Raw genomic sequence first — 16,404 nt, 5'->3', positions numbered from 1 at the left:
TCGGAGTGCAAGATGTTTGATACAATTTGTACATGTGATTGTAAACTGAAGATTATAAAAATAAGAGAAAGTGTTTTGATCTTTCTTTCAGTCATAATCCGATCAATTTTTTGTTCCTTTGAACATAGAAAGTACCCCTATTATGGATGATTTTGTATTAAAAACGTCTTTACGTGCCTATCAAACAGGCCAAGAACTTGCTCAATATTTTGAAAAAGTCGATCCGGAATTTGTCCAACCCTTGGATCATTCTTTGAAAAACCAATTTCAAATCGAATTACTTTCATACTTGTTGTATTTAAGTGAAACCAAACAAACAATCAGTTTTAAACGAACTGAATATATCAATGCGGTATTTGATACCTCATATCGGGCTGAAGATTTAATGGAATTGTCACGTCGTTTATCTTTGCATAATAGTGACTTTTCTTCTCTTGTTCCTTTGATGTTAAAAGCGGCTGCACGAGTGGATCGCATCCTTGCTCAACCCACCTCGTATAAAGATCAAATTATCCAAATCTTTACGGTTATTGGTGAAAATATCGCCAACTATAGCAACGAGAAAAATGCATTAGAAGAACTAGATCGGCAAATATATTTGTTGTCATTACAAAATTGGGCTCATGATCAAAATGTCCCAAATACATCCCTAATTAACGCTTCTTCTTTTTCTCATCGTGATTTATCCAAGCCATTGCATAGTCAAATCAATAGTCAAGTTGGGCAAGCAACAGATTCTAAATTAGATAAGCAAGAAGAAAAAGAGCTGGAAAAATTAGAAGACTTACTTGCTGAACTCAATGAATTAACTGGATTACAAAACGTTAAAGAAGATGTGAATAGTTTGATTAATTTGTTGAAGATTCGCAAAATCCGCCAAGAACGGAACATGAAAGATATTCCCGTGTCTATGCATTTAGTCTTCACCGGAAATCCGGGGACAGGAAAAACAACTGTAGCCCGTTTATTAGCACGAATTTATCATTCTTTAGGAGCTTTGTCCAAAGGCCAATTAGTCGAAGTCGATCGTTCGGAACTTGTCGGTGGCTATGTTGGACAAACCGCATTAAAAACCCAAGAAGTAACAAATTCGGCACTTGGTGGCGTATTATTTATCGACGAAGCGTATGCCTTAACGGCAGGGAAAAGTAAAGAAGATTTTGGTTATGAAGCAGTAGATACATTGCTTGTCGAAATGGAAAATCATCGTGATGATTTAGCAGTGATCGTTGCCGGATACCCTAAGCCGATGAAACAATTTCTAAGCTCAAACCCTGGGCTAAAATCGCGATTTAATAAATTTATTGATTTTCCCGATTACACGCCAGAAGAATTGTTTGTGATCTTTGAAGGCATGTGTTCGAAGAATGGATATGTACTCAATGAAGCAGCGCAAGAGAAAGCAAAAACGATATTTAAAGATCTTTATGCTCATCGTGATGAAAATTTTGCCAATGGCCGAACTGTCCGTAATTTTTTTGAAAAAGTTATGACCAAACAAGCCAATCGTTTGGCTTCGCTATCTGAAATTAGTGATGAACAGTTACAAACACTCGAGCAGCAAGATCTACCAGAAGATTTCCGGCAAAGTACAGCGCATTTAGATGAAGATAACAAAAATGATGTCAGTGTGGAATTAAATGAAAAAGTCGCTGCATATCATAAAGCAGTTGAACAAGCTAAGCTCATTCAAAGTGGAAAACTCGCATTAAGCGATGAGCTTAAAGAAGAATTGTCGAATTCAGAATCTGTATCAATACAGATTAATGATCATGAAATGTGATTGAAAGATCGCATTTGGACCAAGAAAGGAATAGGAACATGAATCAACCGACTAGCCCACAAATTCTTGAACATTATGATTCAATTTGTCCACTGATCAGTGAAGACTTACGTTGGTTTTTAGTCTATGAAACACTTGTGATGGCCAAAGAAGCATTTCAAATGCAAGATGACGACAAGCAAGTACCAGAAAGCAAAAAAGAGCTTTATCATATCGGCTTGCGTTTGTATTTAGCAAGACTGATTCGTGCTCACATTTTAATGGGTCAAAATATAGAAGTTAGCGAAAATTTCTTGTTGGAAGCTTTAAACTATGGTCAAACTTATACACCACAACATCCAACTTATGAACTTGGATGTTATTTAGATTATTTAGAAACTTGGTCAGATAATTATCAAGATTGGACTAAAGAAAGCCCACAAGCTTTTGATCATCTTGATATTGTCGTCATGCCCGAAACGCTTTAGTCAGCAGAAGGGTTCCTTACCAAGAAGAAAAGAAAAATGAGTCTAAAAAGGCGCGTTGAAGTTGAATGCTCAATTTCAACGCGCCTTTTTGCATACAAAAGGGAATGAACGAAAAAACCAACTCTAATTATAGTCTATAATTGCAGAAAACATATCTGATTTAGATGTTACCAAAATAAATAATTATGTAAGTAGGCCAACTAGGACGTTTAAGTGGCTTGTTTGGTCAAAAGTTTGTAATCGCACGTGGAAGCACTTACAATAGAATCACGTTAAGGAAGGAAGTGGTTTTCATGAAAAGCAATGTTCAAGTAAACAAAAATAAAAATTATAGAAAACCGGATTTTCTTTCCGTGTGTCATCGGACCCAAGTTTAAAAAATCCGCCATTTTTTAGGCGGCAGATCGGTCCGATTTTTTAATGGGTTAATAATAGGAGGAAAAATCTCATGGATGAAAAATTCAATAAAGTGTTCTGGGACGCATGTGCAAATGGTGACTTCGCGATGGCAGTTGGTCAGATTCGCTCTGGCGCTGATGTTAACTACGCAAACGGTGATGGAAGAACGGCATTGATGCGTGCAGCAAAACGTGACCGCAAGGATATCGTTCAACTTTTAATCGATAATGGAGCAGACGTTAATGCTACAGATAATTATGGAAAAACTGCATTGATGGGTGCTGCTAAAAAAGGCAACCGAACAATTTGTAAAGCACTAATTGAAGCAGGTGCTGATGTAAACCTGAAAGATGACAATGGAAGAACAGCTTTAATGCGTGCTGCATTACTTGGTCAAGACCGTTGCATTCAAGTTTTATTAGATGCTGGAGCAGATATCAATGCCCAAGACGAAGTCGGACGTTCCGCTTTAATGGAAGCATGTATCGCCTTCAAACGCGACACAATCAACATGTTGTTAGATCGTAACGCAGATGTAAACTTATTTGATAATAATGGTTGCACAGCTTTAATGAGAGCTGCTTATGGTGGATATCCATCCCTCGTTGAAAAACTTTTAGTTTATGGTGCTGACAAAGACATGAAAGATAAACAAGGAAATACAGCACTTGAATACGTAAGAGAATACTGCAGAGCTCAATTAGAGCCATTGTTAGCAGTTTAAGAGGGTTTGAGTTATGCGAGACTATAAAAGTAACGAAGTTCGTAACGTCAGCGTTGTAGGACATTCTGGAGCTGGAAAAACAAGTGTACTTGAAGCAATGCTTTATTACACTGATGCAACAGATCGTTTTGGAAAAACATCTGAAGGCTCTAGTTTAATCGATTTTGATCCTGAAGAAATTAAACGTGGAATTTCCATTTACACGTCAATTGTTCCAATTGAATGGGATGACTGCAAAATTAACTTTATCGATACACCTGGCTACCTCGATTTTACAGGTGAAAAACAAGCTGGATTCGCTGCTGGGGATAGCGTGCTCATCGTAGTTAACGCTAAAGATCCACTCGAACCTGGTACATCTCTAGCATTTAAAGAAGCTAAAGCGGCTAAAAAACCGACGATTTTCTTTATCAACCATTTAGATGAAGAAAATACTTCTTTCGATGATGCCTATGCAAAACTTCACGAAAAATTCGGTAAATCCGTTATTCCATTTGAAGTACCAATCATCGAAAATGGCAAATACGTGGGAACCGTTAATATTCTCAAAAACAAAGCTTGGTATCATCATGGACCAAAAGCATCTGATTCCGTAGCTCAACCAGTTCCTGAAGAAATGGCTGATGAAATCAGCATGTATAAAGATCAGATCGCTGAAGCAGTTGCGATGGGTGATGACGAACTGATGGAAAAATTCTTCTCTGGTGAAGAATTTACTGATGCTGAACTGACTCGTGGCGTTCGTATTGGTGTTCGCTCAGGTGAAATTATTCCAGTATTCTCTGGTTCTGCCGTTGAATCTCGTGGAATCGGCCGCTTGATGGATTTAATCGTCACTTATTTCCCATCTTATTCTGAAAAAGGTTTAATCAAACTTCATACTCCAGAAGGCGAAGAAGTTGAATTATTAACAGCTGAAGAAGAAACAATGACTGCGCAAGTGTTCAAAACAATCATGGACCCATTCGTAGGACGAATTTCCTATGTCAAAGTTCTTTCAGGAACACTTGCTTCTGATAGCCAAGTTGTGAATGGAAATAATGGAAAACCAGAAAAATTAGGTTCTCTGTTCACAATCAAAGGTCGTTTCCAAACCGCTGCAGGTAAATTATTTACCGGTGATATTGGTGCGATTTCTAAACTCGTCAGCACAGAAACAAATGATACACTTTGCGCAAAAGGCACTCGTTTGATCTATGATCCAATCACATTTGATGAACCATTATATGGTCAAGCAGTAAGTCCTAAAACGAAAAACGATGAAGATCGTCTATCTACAGGTTTAAACCGTATTGCTGAAGAAGATCCAACATTCCGTGTTGAAAATAACCCAGAAACTAAAGAAACTGTAATTTATGGTTTAGGTGATCAGCATTTAGATGTAATCGTTAATAAATTAAAATCTAAATTCAAAGCGGAAGTTGTACTTAAAGATCCAAAAATAACTTACCGTGAAACAATCACAAAAACAGCAGTAGGCGAAGGACGTCATAAAAAACAATCCGGTGGTCATGGTCAGTTCGGTCATGTATTTGTTGAGTTTGCGCCAAATCCAGATACAGAAGAACTCGTATTCGATGAAAAAGTATTTGGTGGTGCAGTTCCAAAACAATACTTCCCAGCTGTAGAAAACGGTTTACGTGAAAATGCTCAAGTTGGCCCATTAGCTGGATATAAGATGGTTAATGTCAAAACAACATTATTAGATGGTAAATACCATGATGTTGACTCTTCTGAAATGGCATTTAAACAAGCAGCTCGTCTTGCATTCAAAGATGCGATGACAAAATGTCGTCCAATCTTACTCGAACCAATTGTGAATATCACAGTACGCGTTCCTGATGAATACACAGGTACAATTATTGGTGATTTAAACAAACGTCGTGGTGCAATCCTTGGTATGGATCCAGAAGGTGACGAACAAGTGATTTCTGCCCAAGTGCCAATGATGGAAGTTTCACGTTATGCCATCGACTTACGTTCAATGGCTCAAGGCTTAGGTACTTATACAATTTCTATGGATCGCTATGATCCAGTACCAGACAATATTGCTCAACGCATTATTGCTCAAGCCCAAGAAGATAATAAATAACGTAAAATATTCATCCATAACCCTATTCATTAAACAATCAAAGCCCTTTTTGACAAGACTTGTAATTAAATGAGTTCTTGCTTAAAGGGCTTTTTTGTGTTAATGAAATCTCCCTACTTGAATGAGCAGGGAGATAAAGTTTATGTTTATGAATTGGATCATTATCGTTTTGGTTTATGCACTTTAGATGATGCAAAAGAACCTTTTTGATAAACCGGGATTTTCTTTTCGGAAATTGGTTCTTTATATCGTAAAACAAGCACAAGCATAGCAACCACAGAAAAAATATCGCTGACAAAGAAGAACTGGAATAAGCCTAAAACAATAGCCCAATTTTGGACGATGATTTCTTTTTGGTACATTTTGACTAAAGCACTAATCGCAAATAAGGAAGTGAATGCCAAAAGAATCCAGTTGAAATTGCCAAGCATTGAATAATCCGGATTTTGTGCAAGATATTGATTGAGAATGAGCTCAGGGACAATAGCAATTTTAGAAAATAATGTATAGGACAAGAGAGCTCGTAAATCTAAATCATCTTTAACTGCACGATATAAAAATAAAAATGAAGTCATCATCATCACGACAAATGCGCCCATAATCCAACCGGAAAAGGATGTGAAGACGGAGACATAAAAGAGATGACACATCGAAATACTAGAGAATAAGAAAAATCCTGCCCAGTTCGTTTTAGTTTTAGTCCCTACAGCATAAGCAAGCATTAAAAGAATGCCCGTTATGATACAAGAGTAAGAGATGATCATAGTTTGTGTTGAATCCAAGATAAACAACAATAGGGAGCTAAGAATGAGCATGGCTTGGCCAAAATAATAGAGAATTTTTTTCATAATACGTTTCTTTCTGATTTGATTAACTTCTCTATCATACTCTTTTTGATCGAAAATGAAAAAGTGAGCAGGGTAAGTAGAAAGTTCCAAGAAAAAAGCGTTTGGAAGACGAGTCTTAAGCCAAACGCGAGTTAGAAAATACGAAAAACAATGGATAATTGAAAATGAAGAAAATGAATCAACTAAAGATTATAAATTAAAGCCATAAATTCAAGAGGTTCATCACTATTATTTTCAATAGAATGGAATTGCCCGTTTTCAATTAAACAAACATCACCGGGACCAACTGGGTAGGCTTTTTCATCGTTGTCAATAAATGTACCTTGACCTTTTAGAACATAATAAGGTTCTGTTTCGCCAAGGTGTTGATGCCAACCAATGGAACAACCCGGATCTAATACAACGCGCCCATATAAGCGCCCCACTTTGCCTAATTCTTCTTTTGTGCATATGTGATAAGTTTTGACAATACCTCGGCCGTTTTGAACATGTTCGGCTTGGGTTAAAATTTCTTTACGGATCATGAGGAACACTCGCTTTCTAGATATTTGTTCATCTTATTCTTCATTGTAAATTTGCGATACAAGACATGCAAATCATATGTATTGAAATACGAAATGACAATCGAAAAGAGATAAGGACTAAAAAAATGGAAATTATTGTATTCGCTTTCACGTGGGGGATATTTCACGACCACGAATCAATGATGAAAATATGAAAATGGAATTGTCGATCATTTATTGATTTTTCAAAATGAATGAGTATTCTGAAACCGACATAGGTAACTTATCCCAGGAAAGCTAGCCAATTAAATGTCACCAAACAAAATGAAGATTCATTTTGAAGTTTTATACATTACATCGTATTCATCATGAAACGAAAGTAGAGGAATTTATGAAAAGAAATCAAAAAACAAAAACCATCGCTTTATTTTCGATGTTTTTAGCCATCGAACTATTATTAGTACTGACTCCGCTTGGATATATTCGTACTCCATTCCTTTCAATCACTGTCATGCATATTCCTGTAATTGCAGCAGGAATTTTGATGGGACCTAGTTATGGCGCTGCTTTAGGTTTGGTATTCGGTTTAACTTCAGTTTGGAATGCTACAATGTCGCCTACGATCACATCCTTTTGTTTTTCACCATTCGTAACAATTGGAGGCGTATCGGGAAATTGGACATCTTTAATTATCGCCATTGTCCCTCGCGTGTTGTTAGGATGGATTGCAGGTACGTTATTCAATGCGTTCAATAAAAAACTCAATCGTCCGCTTAGTGCACTTGTTTCCGGTGTTTTGGCAACTTTATGTCATACCATTATGGTGCTAGGACTGATTGCTTTATTATGGGGACCACAATATGCGCAAGCAATTGGACAAAGTCCGGATACATTATTGATGTATTTAGCTTTAGTTGTTTTAACAAATGGAATTTTCGAAATGATTGCTGCTGGCATTGTCAGCATGGCTTTGGCCAAAGCCATTAAGCCAAGTATGGTATCTAATCAAGGATCAACAAATTCTTAATCAAAAAAATTTATATAGAAATCGTTAGAAGGGACGCTGGGAACCCTTCTTTTTTGTTTAAAGATTAATTTATTTGTTTAAATTAGATGAACATTTTTAATTCTTTGAAAATATTTATTGAAATAATAAGACAGAAAAAATAATCTGAAAAAGGGTATAAATCATGATATATACACTATAATTATCATTATAGAGTGGTTGAATGTGAACTTTTTGTTAAAAAGATATGATATGTTGAATAAAAATCACCTTCATCGCGGGGCGAATCATGTTACAATTTTAAAAGTAAAACGCATTCATTTATAGGAGGAGAAAAGAATGTTAAAAGGTATTGCCGCTTCAGCAGGAGTTGCGACTGCTAAAGCTTATAAGCTTGAACAACCAGTTGTTGTAATCAACAAAACTACAGATGTAGATGCAGCAAAAGAAATCGAAAAACTTGATGCTGCTTTTGAAAAAACAATTAAAGATATCGAAGGAGTTAAAGAACGCGCCGCTAAACGTCTTTCTGAAGAAGAATTAGCAGTATTCGATGCTCACTTGATGATGGCAAACGACCCTGAACTCATTGGCCAGATGAGAAATATGATTAACACTGATGGTGTTAATGCTGAATATGCAGCAGCTCAAGTTGCAGATATGATGGTTGCTATGTTCGAAAGCATGGACAACGATTATTTCCGTGAAAGAGCAGCTGACGTTAAAGACGTGACATTCCGTTTGAAATGCAACTTGTTAGGTCTTGAAATTCCTGATTTAACAGCAATCAACGAACCTAGCATTATCGTTGCACATGACTTAACTCCATCTGACACTGCTCAACTTAACGAATACGTAAAAGGTTTCGTTACTGCAATCGGTGGTAAAACAAGCCACTCTGCAATTATGGCAAACTCCCTTGAAATTCCTGCTGTTGTAGGAACTACAGGAATTCTTGAAGCAGTTAACACTGGTGATGTAATCGGTATGGATGCTCTTGATGGCGAAGTATTCGTTAACCCAGATGCTGAAACTGTTGAAAGACTTGCAGTAAAAGAAAAAGAATATAAAGAAGAAAAACAAGCACTTAAAGTTTTAATCAACGCAAAATCCGTAACAGTAGATGGTCATGAAGTTGAACTTGCTGGAAACATCGGTAATGCAAAAGATGCTGAACAAGTCATCGCTAATGGTGGTGAAGGTGTTGGTTTATTCCGTACAGAATTCTTATATATGGATAACGATCACTTCCCAACAGAAGAAGAACAGTTCGCTGTTTATAAACAGGTACTCGAAACAATGAAAGGTAAAAAAGTTGTTGTTCGTACACTCGATATCGGTGGGGACAAAAAACTTTCTTACTTCGAATTCCCAGAAGAAATGAACCCATTCTTGGGCTACCGTGCAATCCGTCTTTGCTTAGACCGTAAAGATATCTTCAAAACACAACTTCGTGCACTTTGCCGTGCTTCCGTTTACGGAAAACTTTGCATCATGTTCCCAATGATCGCTACAGTAAACGAATTCAAAGACGCTAAAGCTGTATTTGAAGAATGCAAAGCTGAATTAATCGCTGAAGGTACTCCAGTTTCCGATGATATCCAAATCGGTATGATGGTTGAAATCCCAGCAGCAGCTGTACTTGCTGATGAATTCTCTAAATACGCAGACTTCTTCTCTATCGGTACAAACGACTTAATTCAATACTCTATGGCAGCAGACCGTATGTCTCAGAAAGTCTCCTACCTCTATCAACCATACAACCCAGCAATCTTGCGTTTAGTTAACATGACAATCCAAGGTGCTCACAAAAATGGTAAATGGGTTGGTATGTGCGGTGCTATGGCTGGTGAACCAAATGCAGTACCAATTCTATTAGGCCTTGGCTTAGATGAATTCTCTATGTCAGCAACTCAGATCTTAAAAGCTCGTAAAGTTGTTAATGGCTTAAGCTATGAACAAATGCAAGAAATGGCTCAAAAATGCCTGTCTTTAGACACTGCTCAAGAAGTATTAGACTTCGTACAATCTGAAGTAAAATAAGACAATTAATCAAAAAACGCTTGGAGATTATGCTCAAGCGTTTTTTTGTGCTTTGTTGGACGTAAAGATATGGTAAAAACAGTCATTTTAAGTTGTGATGAACTTTGATTCAATTTACTTTTAGACTGTCCGAAAAGGAATAGAATATAAAATATTTTGATTCTAGATTCTATTTCGATCGTTAAAAAACTGAGCGCATCAGCATCAAAACAGGGTAATCATGGTATATTCAAATAGTAGAAATAGGGAATGAATTGATACTTTGTTATAAATGTAAATGTGATCAATTCGATATAAATTAAGATTAGAGGCAAAACAATATGGGATTATGGATGGGGATAGGATTGGTCATTATTTTCGTTGGGATCGGATTTGTTTGGTTCAAAAAACACCAACAAAATGAGCAACAAAAGCAAAAATCGATTTCCTTAATCAACACAGAAGCAATTGAACAAATCACAAAAAAAGTGAAGAAAACAAATCCAAAATCATTTAAAAAACAAATGCGTGAATTGGAGAATCAATGTGATCGCATGAATGCAAAGATGAATCAACTCGATCAAGCGATCAACGATTATTTTGGCGATTCCCGTATTTCTATCGCCAAATTTGCAAACTCAATTAACGGTGGGATTGGTGTATTCAAACAAAATGTTGATCGGATTTTATCGAGAATCCAGATTTTCGATCAAGACGGCTATGAACATCTCTTTAAAACGCATCAAGAATACGGTGAGGCAATTGAACCTTATCAAGCAAGCTTTGAAGCCGTAGATGAGGATTTAAAAGTGAATCAAGAAATCTTAACTCGTTTTGACAAGCTTTTAATGGAAATTCATAAACTTTCGGATCCAAAATTAGATGTTCTTGAATTAGAGGCCATGCAAGAGCTCAATACATTGATCGATCAGACAAAACTGTATCGCACACAAAACTAATTGATCTTACAGTTTTGTTGGTTCGTCATTTATCATGGCAAATCCCCTATAAATCAGTGAGGAATAGGCGAAAAAGTGCGATAATATAAAGCATAAACAGCAACAATTTTAAAAATGAAAAAGAGTCGATAAAGAATGATCGACTAGAAAGAGGATAATGATGGCTTTTAGCATGAACGTCGATGATTTAAATAAAGAAGAAGTTACTGCTCCTTTAAATCCAACGCCAGTCCAAAAACAACAATTAACGTCTATGGCGGAAGAGAATGCTAGTGAAGTGATGAAAATAGACTTGGATTCATTAGAAGAAAGACGAAATATTGCCAATACCATTGAAAGTTTCGGAAAAGATATCGTTGTAAAATCGAGCGAAAAAAATAAAATGTTAGAAAAAACATTAGCTGATCTTTCTAAAACAGGCAATGAAGGTGGAGAAGTCGTAGATTCATTAGCTAAATTAAACCGCGAAATGAAAGAACTCGACCCTAGTGGGGTAAACTTCAATAATGATAGTTTTTTTGGCAAGATGTTCAATCCTGTTAAAAACTACTTCCAACGCTTTGAAAAAGCAGATGATCAAATTGAAGAAATTCTAGAAAACTTAGAGTCAGGTAAAAAAGCTCTTCAAAACGATAATACCACCTTGGAAATTGAACAAGCTTCTTTACGTGATTTAACTGTTAAACTTGGAAAACAAGTTGAACTAGGTATGCAGATGGATAGCGCAGTTTCTAAAGCACTAGAAGATGCACAAGTAAACAACGAAGATCCAGAAAAGATTAAATATATTCAAGACGAAGTCTTATTCCCATTACGTCAAAAAGTCATGGATTTACAACAGATGCAAGCAGTAAACCAACAAGGCTATTTTGCGATGGAAATCGTTCGTCGCAACAACAAAGAGTTAATTCGTGCTGTTGAACGAGCACAACATGTTACAGTTTCGGCTTTACGTACGGCGGTTACCGTTGCATCTGCTTTATACAACCAAAAAATTGTGTTGGATAAAGTGAAAATGATCAACGATACAACTAATAACTTAATTCGTTCTACTTCGATGATGTTAAAACAACAAGGCGCATCGATTCAACAACAAGCAATGGAATCCAATATCTCTGTGGAAACATTACGTGAAGCGTTCCAAAATACATTTGAAGCTTTAGATGCGGTAGATTCTTATAAACAAAAAGCATTGCCACAACTAAAACAACAACTAAACGCATTTAAAGAAATGGCAGATGAAGGCCAACGTCGTATTCAAAAAATTGAAACTGCCCAAGCATATCGTGATGGTATTTCTCAAGATCAAGATATTCAATCTTTACCTAAACTTCCTGAATAGGACGATGTTAGTTTAATCCATTAACACCAAAAACGTGTACTCGATATTCGATCTACACGTTTTTCTTTTCGTTTTCCAAAATTTATAATCATCTATTTGACGATGTTAAAAAGACACTTAGCTCAAAGAGGAAATGTCTTTCGTGAAAAGATGAAAATGATTTACATCGGTTATGTAAAAATAGAAAATATTTACAAAAAATCAGATTAAGCTCTTTACATGAGCAATGAGAAAGTTTATATTCTGTTCAACAAGAACAACTTGTATTCAAACCGATGATGAAGAGATCAAACAGAAAAAGGGATCTAAGCGAATCCGGGATGGTGGAAGCCGGACGATTACCGTTCTGCAAATGGACTTCTAAGGGCGACGTGAACTAAAGTAGCGAAGACGGGCCTTTCCCGTTATAGAAAGAAGAATGTGATAGCATTCCCAGAGTGGGCGCAAGCCAATACAGGTGGTACCGCAGAAAAGTATATTCTGTCCTGTTTCTTTACAATTTTTTTGTAAGGAAACAGGATTTTTTTTACCCCAACTCTCAATGACTATCCTGAACTGCGAAGGAGAAAATCATATGAAATCAATGAAAAAAACATTAAGCGCATTAGTCGTAGCAGCAATGGTAGCTGGATGCTCATCTAATACGACGACATCCCAAAACTCAACATCGAAAGGATCAGCAATGTTTTCCGTCGGAGTAGCGCAATTAGTGGATCACCCTTCATTAAATACGATTCGTGAGTCGATGATGGATGAATTTGAACAACAAGGATATATCGAAGGCGAAAATATTATGTTTAATTATCAAAACGCAGCTAATAAAACGTCGAATCTCGATTCAATTATGACAGGATATGCTGCAGATGAAGTGAATGCGATTGTCGCAATTGCGACACCAACCGCATTAGCAGCTCAAAAATATTCTGATCAAATTCCATTAGTATTCTCAGCTGTATCAGATCCAGTCGATGCGGGATTAGTTGAAAGTATTGAACATCCAGGCGGAAATATCACGGGAACAAGTGATGAAATTCAAGTCGAACAAATCATTGACATGATGTTGATGCTCTCACCCGAGATTAAACAAGTCGGTATTTTATATAACCCAGGGGAAGCAAATTCAGTTTCAACGGTTAGCCGTTTTAATGATTATGCGCAAACAAAAGGTTTAGAAATAATGGAAAGAACAGGAACCGACAATACAACCATGCAACAAGCAGCGGTTGATTTAGCTAGCCAAGTTGATGCAATGTTTTCACCAATCGATAACACAGTTGCAACAGGAATGGTTTCTTTAGCACAAATCGCACGTGATGCCGGAGTTCCTTATTATGTTGGTGCAGATTCGATGGTTGAAACGGGTGGCTTTGCGACAGTAGGCATTAACTATGAAAGCTTAGGTAGAGAAACCGCAAAAATGACGATCGAAATTTTAAAAGGGAAATCACCAGCGGATATTCCGGTAAAAGTGTTCAAAGACAACTTAAATGTTTATATCAACGAAGATGTCCTGAATGATTTAAAAGAAAATGGAAAAGTCAAAGTTGATATTCCTGAAGATTTGCAAGGACAAGAAAACTTAATTCTAGTTCAAAGCGAACAATAAATATCAAGCGGTGCTTTTCAATCGAGTGCGCCGCTTTAATAAAAAAGATGAATAAAAAAAACAAACATTCGAGAAAGGAATTTATATGTCACCAACCATTTTAATGAATGCATTGCAATTAGGTTTGATTTTTGCGGTGCTCTCTATTGGGGAATATATTACTGTCAATATTATGGATTCGCCGGATTTGACAGTTGATGGTTCATTTGTTTCAGGGGCAGCAGTTTGTGCCATGATGACTTTAGCGGGAATGCCGAATTTAGGCTTAATTTGCAGTATGCTTGTCGGTGCTTTATGTGGATGTGTAACTGCATTTTTACAAACGAAAATGAAGATTCAACCTTTGCTTGCCGGCATTTTGACAATGACGGGTTTATACTCCATTAATTTACGAATGATGAAAAATATGCCAACCGTCAATTTGTTTATTAAAGGCAAACCAGCGCCAACATTACTGAGCAATGAAGAGTTTCGCATTGCGATTCTACTGATCATCGTATTGGTGATTGTAGGACTATTGTATGTGTTCTTCAAAACAAATTTAGGGTTAATGTTGCGGGCAAGTGGTGATAATGAAGTGATGGTGAAATCGTCTTCAATCAACGTCGATTCTATGAAATTTTTGGGTTTAGGTTTGTCCAACGCTTTTGTTGGGTTATCCGGAGCTTTACTCGCGCAATTTCAAGGATTTGCAGATATTTCAGGCGGAACGGGAATGCTTGTTTTAGGGCTTGCTGGAATCATTATTGGTGAAGCGATTCTGAAACCTAAAAATGTTGGAACGGGTTTAATTGCGGCAGTTCTTGGTGCAATTATTTATCGTTTCTTATATACAATCGCCTTACGCTTGGGGTTTGCGGCAAGTGACATGAATTTAGTTTCTGCAGTATTAGTTGCGATTACGATTTCCATTCCACATTTACAAAAGCTGATGAAAGGAGCGAAGAACAATGCTTGAACTACAAAATGTGACTGTCATTTTCAATGAAGGAACAACTTTAGAAAAAAAGGCATTAGATAACGTTTCTTTAACGATAAATGATGGCGACTTTGTGACAATTTTAGGCTCGAACGGTGCCGGAAAATCGACATTTTTTAACGTGATTACTGGTTCCATTCCTGTAAAGTCTGGCAAAATCTTTTTAGATGGACAAGAAATTACCCATCAACCGGAACATGTTCGCTCTAAAACTTTAGGACGTCTATTCCAAGATCCATCGCAAGGAACGGCACCACATATGACAGTCGAAGAAAATATGGGGCTTGCGATTTCTTCACACCGCTCTCTTTTTGCGATTGCAGTACGCAAGCAAGAACAAGAACAATTTAAACAAATTCTTTCGCAACTCGATATGGGATTAGAAGACCGCTTAAAAACACCTATTGGTTTATTATCCGGTGGGCAGCGACAAGCCGTGGCATTAATGATGGCCGTAGTCAATCCACCGAAACTTTTGATGTTAGATGAACACACTGCGGCTTTAGATCCAGTTTCGGCTAAAAAGATTTTAGAAGTCACCAATCAAGTCATTGCCAAAGATCGAATTACGGCTTTAATGATTACCCATAACTTAAAAGATGCCCTGGAAAATGGAAATCGCTTATTGATTTTCCAAGATGGAAAAGTGACTCATGATTTTAGTGGTCAAGCTAAAGAACAATTAACAATCGAAGATCTCGTGCATTGTTACGACGTATAGCAAATCAAAAAGATAAATGATCTATAAATTCTTTTTGTTTACACAGGAGATTACGAAAAATGATTAAAGATTTAATGTATATCGAATTAAAAACAGGATATTCAGATGATGGACCTGCCTGGATTGGTTATGTAAAAACTTCAAAAACTAAAAAGACCATATATTTTAATGATCAAGCTTTTCAAAAATATAATGGATGTTATTCTAATTATGTAGATATTGAAACTGGAGATGAATATTGGATTTCTGGTTTAAAAAAGAAAGAGAGCAATCGTCATTGGGCTGGTCACGGAAAAATCATGATTGATCAAAGAGCTGTTGATGAATATCTTTCTTTGATAGAAGAGAAAGAATTACCTCATAATTTGTTTGAAATCATTGATATTGAAGATAGATTTCCAATGGAAAGAATCAATAAATTATTGAACAGCAAAGATTAAAATGACTAGTTCTCGATCAATAAGATGAAATAAAGCCAAAAGTATAAACAGAAAGGATGTTAATTTGATGGGGCATTAAAAAAGAATATAGTTTTCTACCTAGTGTTACTGATCGATTTTTATATCGTCCCTTTGGTGATTCAAGACACAGGAAGTGCTATGGCGGTTATGTTAGTCATTTTGCCATCGATCTGTTTGATCACGTCTATTTTCTATGGGATTAGAAATGGATTTGACTTTTGGTATATTTTGATTGTGGCAATCATGTTTACTCCAACGTTATTTATCTTCTACGACTCGAGTGCGTGGGTTTACATCATCGGATATGCAATAGTGGCATTGATTGGCGTTTTAATTGGATTGCCATTTCGAAAAAGATAACAATCAGTTTACAATTCTAGATCGATATATATATTAAGCAGTTCTCCTTAGGGGCGACTGCTTTTTAAATGCGACTCAGGGAAACTGATATGTGTTGTTTTAGTTATTCAAGCTAAGTGTATAACGTAAAAA

General features: G+C 36.5%; 15 protein-coding genes. 13 read left to right on the top strand and 2 right to left on the bottom strand.

The features are described 5' to 3' along the window. Positions 1–142: 142 nt before the first annotated feature. The 4 genes from ALLST_RS11280 (at position 143) to fusA (ending at position 5,465) form a co-directional block, all read left to right on the top strand. On the top strand, positions 143–1,783 hold the full coding sequence (locus tag ALLST_RS11280; protein ID WP_019893031.1) for an AAA family ATPase: 1,641 nt from the start codon (positions 143–145) through the stop codon (positions 1,781–1,783). A gap of 38 nt (positions 1,784–1,821) precedes the next feature. Beyond that, a complete protein-coding gene (locus ALLST_RS0105195; protein WP_019893030.1) occupies positions 1,822–2,250 on the top strand; it encodes a hypothetical protein in 429 nt (142 codons plus the stop codon). Between the two features lie 448 nt (positions 2,251–2,698). After that, the gene (locus ALLST_RS0105190; RefSeq protein WP_019893029.1) at positions 2,699–3,373 is read left to right on the top strand and encodes an ankyrin repeat domain-containing protein; all 675 of its coding nucleotides are present in this window, start codon (positions 2,699–2,701) and stop codon (positions 3,371–3,373) included. Between the two features lie 13 nt (positions 3,374–3,386). Continuing rightward, positions 3,387–5,465 (top strand): elongation factor G, encoded by a 2,079-nt coding sequence (gene fusA, locus ALLST_RS0105185; RefSeq protein ID WP_019893028.1) that lies wholly within the window; start codon positions 3,387–3,389, stop codon positions 5,463–5,465. A 161-nt stretch (positions 5,466–5,626) separates the two neighbouring features. Here the strand turns inward: fusA and ALLST_RS0105180 are convergent, their stop codons facing one another. After that, on the bottom strand, positions 5,627–6,313 hold the full coding sequence (locus ALLST_RS0105180) for a DUF6652 family protein (RefSeq protein WP_019893027.1): 687 nt from the start codon (positions 6,311–6,313) through the stop codon (positions 5,627–5,629). 182 nt (positions 6,314–6,495) lie between these two features. Further along, positions 6,496–6,837 carry a cupin domain-containing protein gene (locus tag ALLST_RS0105175; protein WP_019893026.1) on the bottom strand — a complete coding sequence of 114 codons (342 nt, stop codon included), beginning with the start codon at positions 6,835–6,837 and terminating at the stop codon, positions 6,496–6,498. Positions 6,838–7,207: 370 nt separating this feature from the next. Here ALLST_RS0105175 and ALLST_RS0105170 point away from each other — a divergent pair, with 370 nt between their 5' ends. The 9 genes from ALLST_RS0105170 (at position 7,208) to ALLST_RS0105130 (ending at position 16,272) form a co-directional block, all read left to right on the top strand. Next, entirely contained in the window at positions 7,208–7,843 is a 636-nt protein-coding gene (locus ALLST_RS0105170; RefSeq protein ID WP_019893025.1) for an ECF transporter S component, read from the top strand. A 318-nt stretch (positions 7,844–8,161) separates the two neighbouring features. Further along, a complete protein-coding gene (gene ptsP / locus ALLST_RS0105165; protein ID WP_019893024.1) occupies positions 8,162–9,865 on the top strand; it encodes a phosphoenolpyruvate--protein phosphotransferase in 1,704 nt (567 codons plus the stop codon). Between the two features lie 320 nt (positions 9,866–10,185). Then, entirely contained in the window at positions 10,186–10,803 is a 618-nt protein-coding gene (locus tag ALLST_RS0105160; RefSeq protein ID WP_019893023.1) for a hypothetical protein, read from the top strand. Between the two features lie 160 nt (positions 10,804–10,963). Next, positions 10,964–12,145, top strand: a complete 1,182-nt coding sequence (locus ALLST_RS0105155) for a toxic anion resistance protein (RefSeq protein WP_019893022.1) — start codon at positions 10,964–10,966, stop codon at positions 12,143–12,145. 574 nt (positions 12,146–12,719) lie between these two features. Further along, positions 12,720–13,751 (top strand): ABC transporter substrate-binding protein, encoded by a 1,032-nt coding sequence (locus ALLST_RS0105150; RefSeq protein ID WP_019893021.1) that lies wholly within the window; start codon positions 12,720–12,722, stop codon positions 13,749–13,751. An 85-nt stretch (positions 13,752–13,836) separates the two neighbouring features. Further along, positions 13,837–14,709: an ABC transporter permease gene (locus ALLST_RS0105145; protein ID WP_019893020.1), complete on the top strand. Its 873-nt coding sequence runs from the start codon at positions 13,837–13,839 to the stop codon at positions 14,707–14,709. Next, positions 14,702–15,451: an ABC transporter ATP-binding protein gene (locus ALLST_RS0105140; RefSeq protein ID WP_019893019.1), complete on the top strand. Its 750-nt coding sequence runs from the start codon at positions 14,702–14,704 to the stop codon at positions 15,449–15,451. The genes ALLST_RS0105145 and ALLST_RS0105140 overlap by 8 nt, the downstream gene beginning before the upstream one ends. Before the next feature lie 59 nt (positions 15,452–15,510). Next, entirely contained in the window at positions 15,511–15,891 is a 381-nt protein-coding gene (locus ALLST_RS0105135) for a hypothetical protein (RefSeq protein ID WP_019893018.1), read from the top strand. 102 nt (positions 15,892–15,993) lie between these two features. Beyond that, positions 15,994–16,272 (top strand): DUF2651 family protein, encoded by a 279-nt coding sequence (locus ALLST_RS0105130; protein WP_245553762.1) that lies wholly within the window; start codon positions 15,994–15,996, stop codon positions 16,270–16,272. The last annotated feature ends 132 nt before the right edge of the window (positions 16,273–16,404 follow it).

Origin of the sequence: Allobaculum stercoricanis DSM 13633 (assembly GCF_000384195.1) — a bacterium.
GTDB lineage: Bacteria > Bacillota_I > Bacilli_A > Erysipelotrichales > Erysipelotrichaceae > Allobaculum > Allobaculum stercoricanis.
The sequence above is the reverse complement of the archived record's forward strand: the minus strand, read 5'-3'. Positions and strand labels throughout refer to the sequence as shown.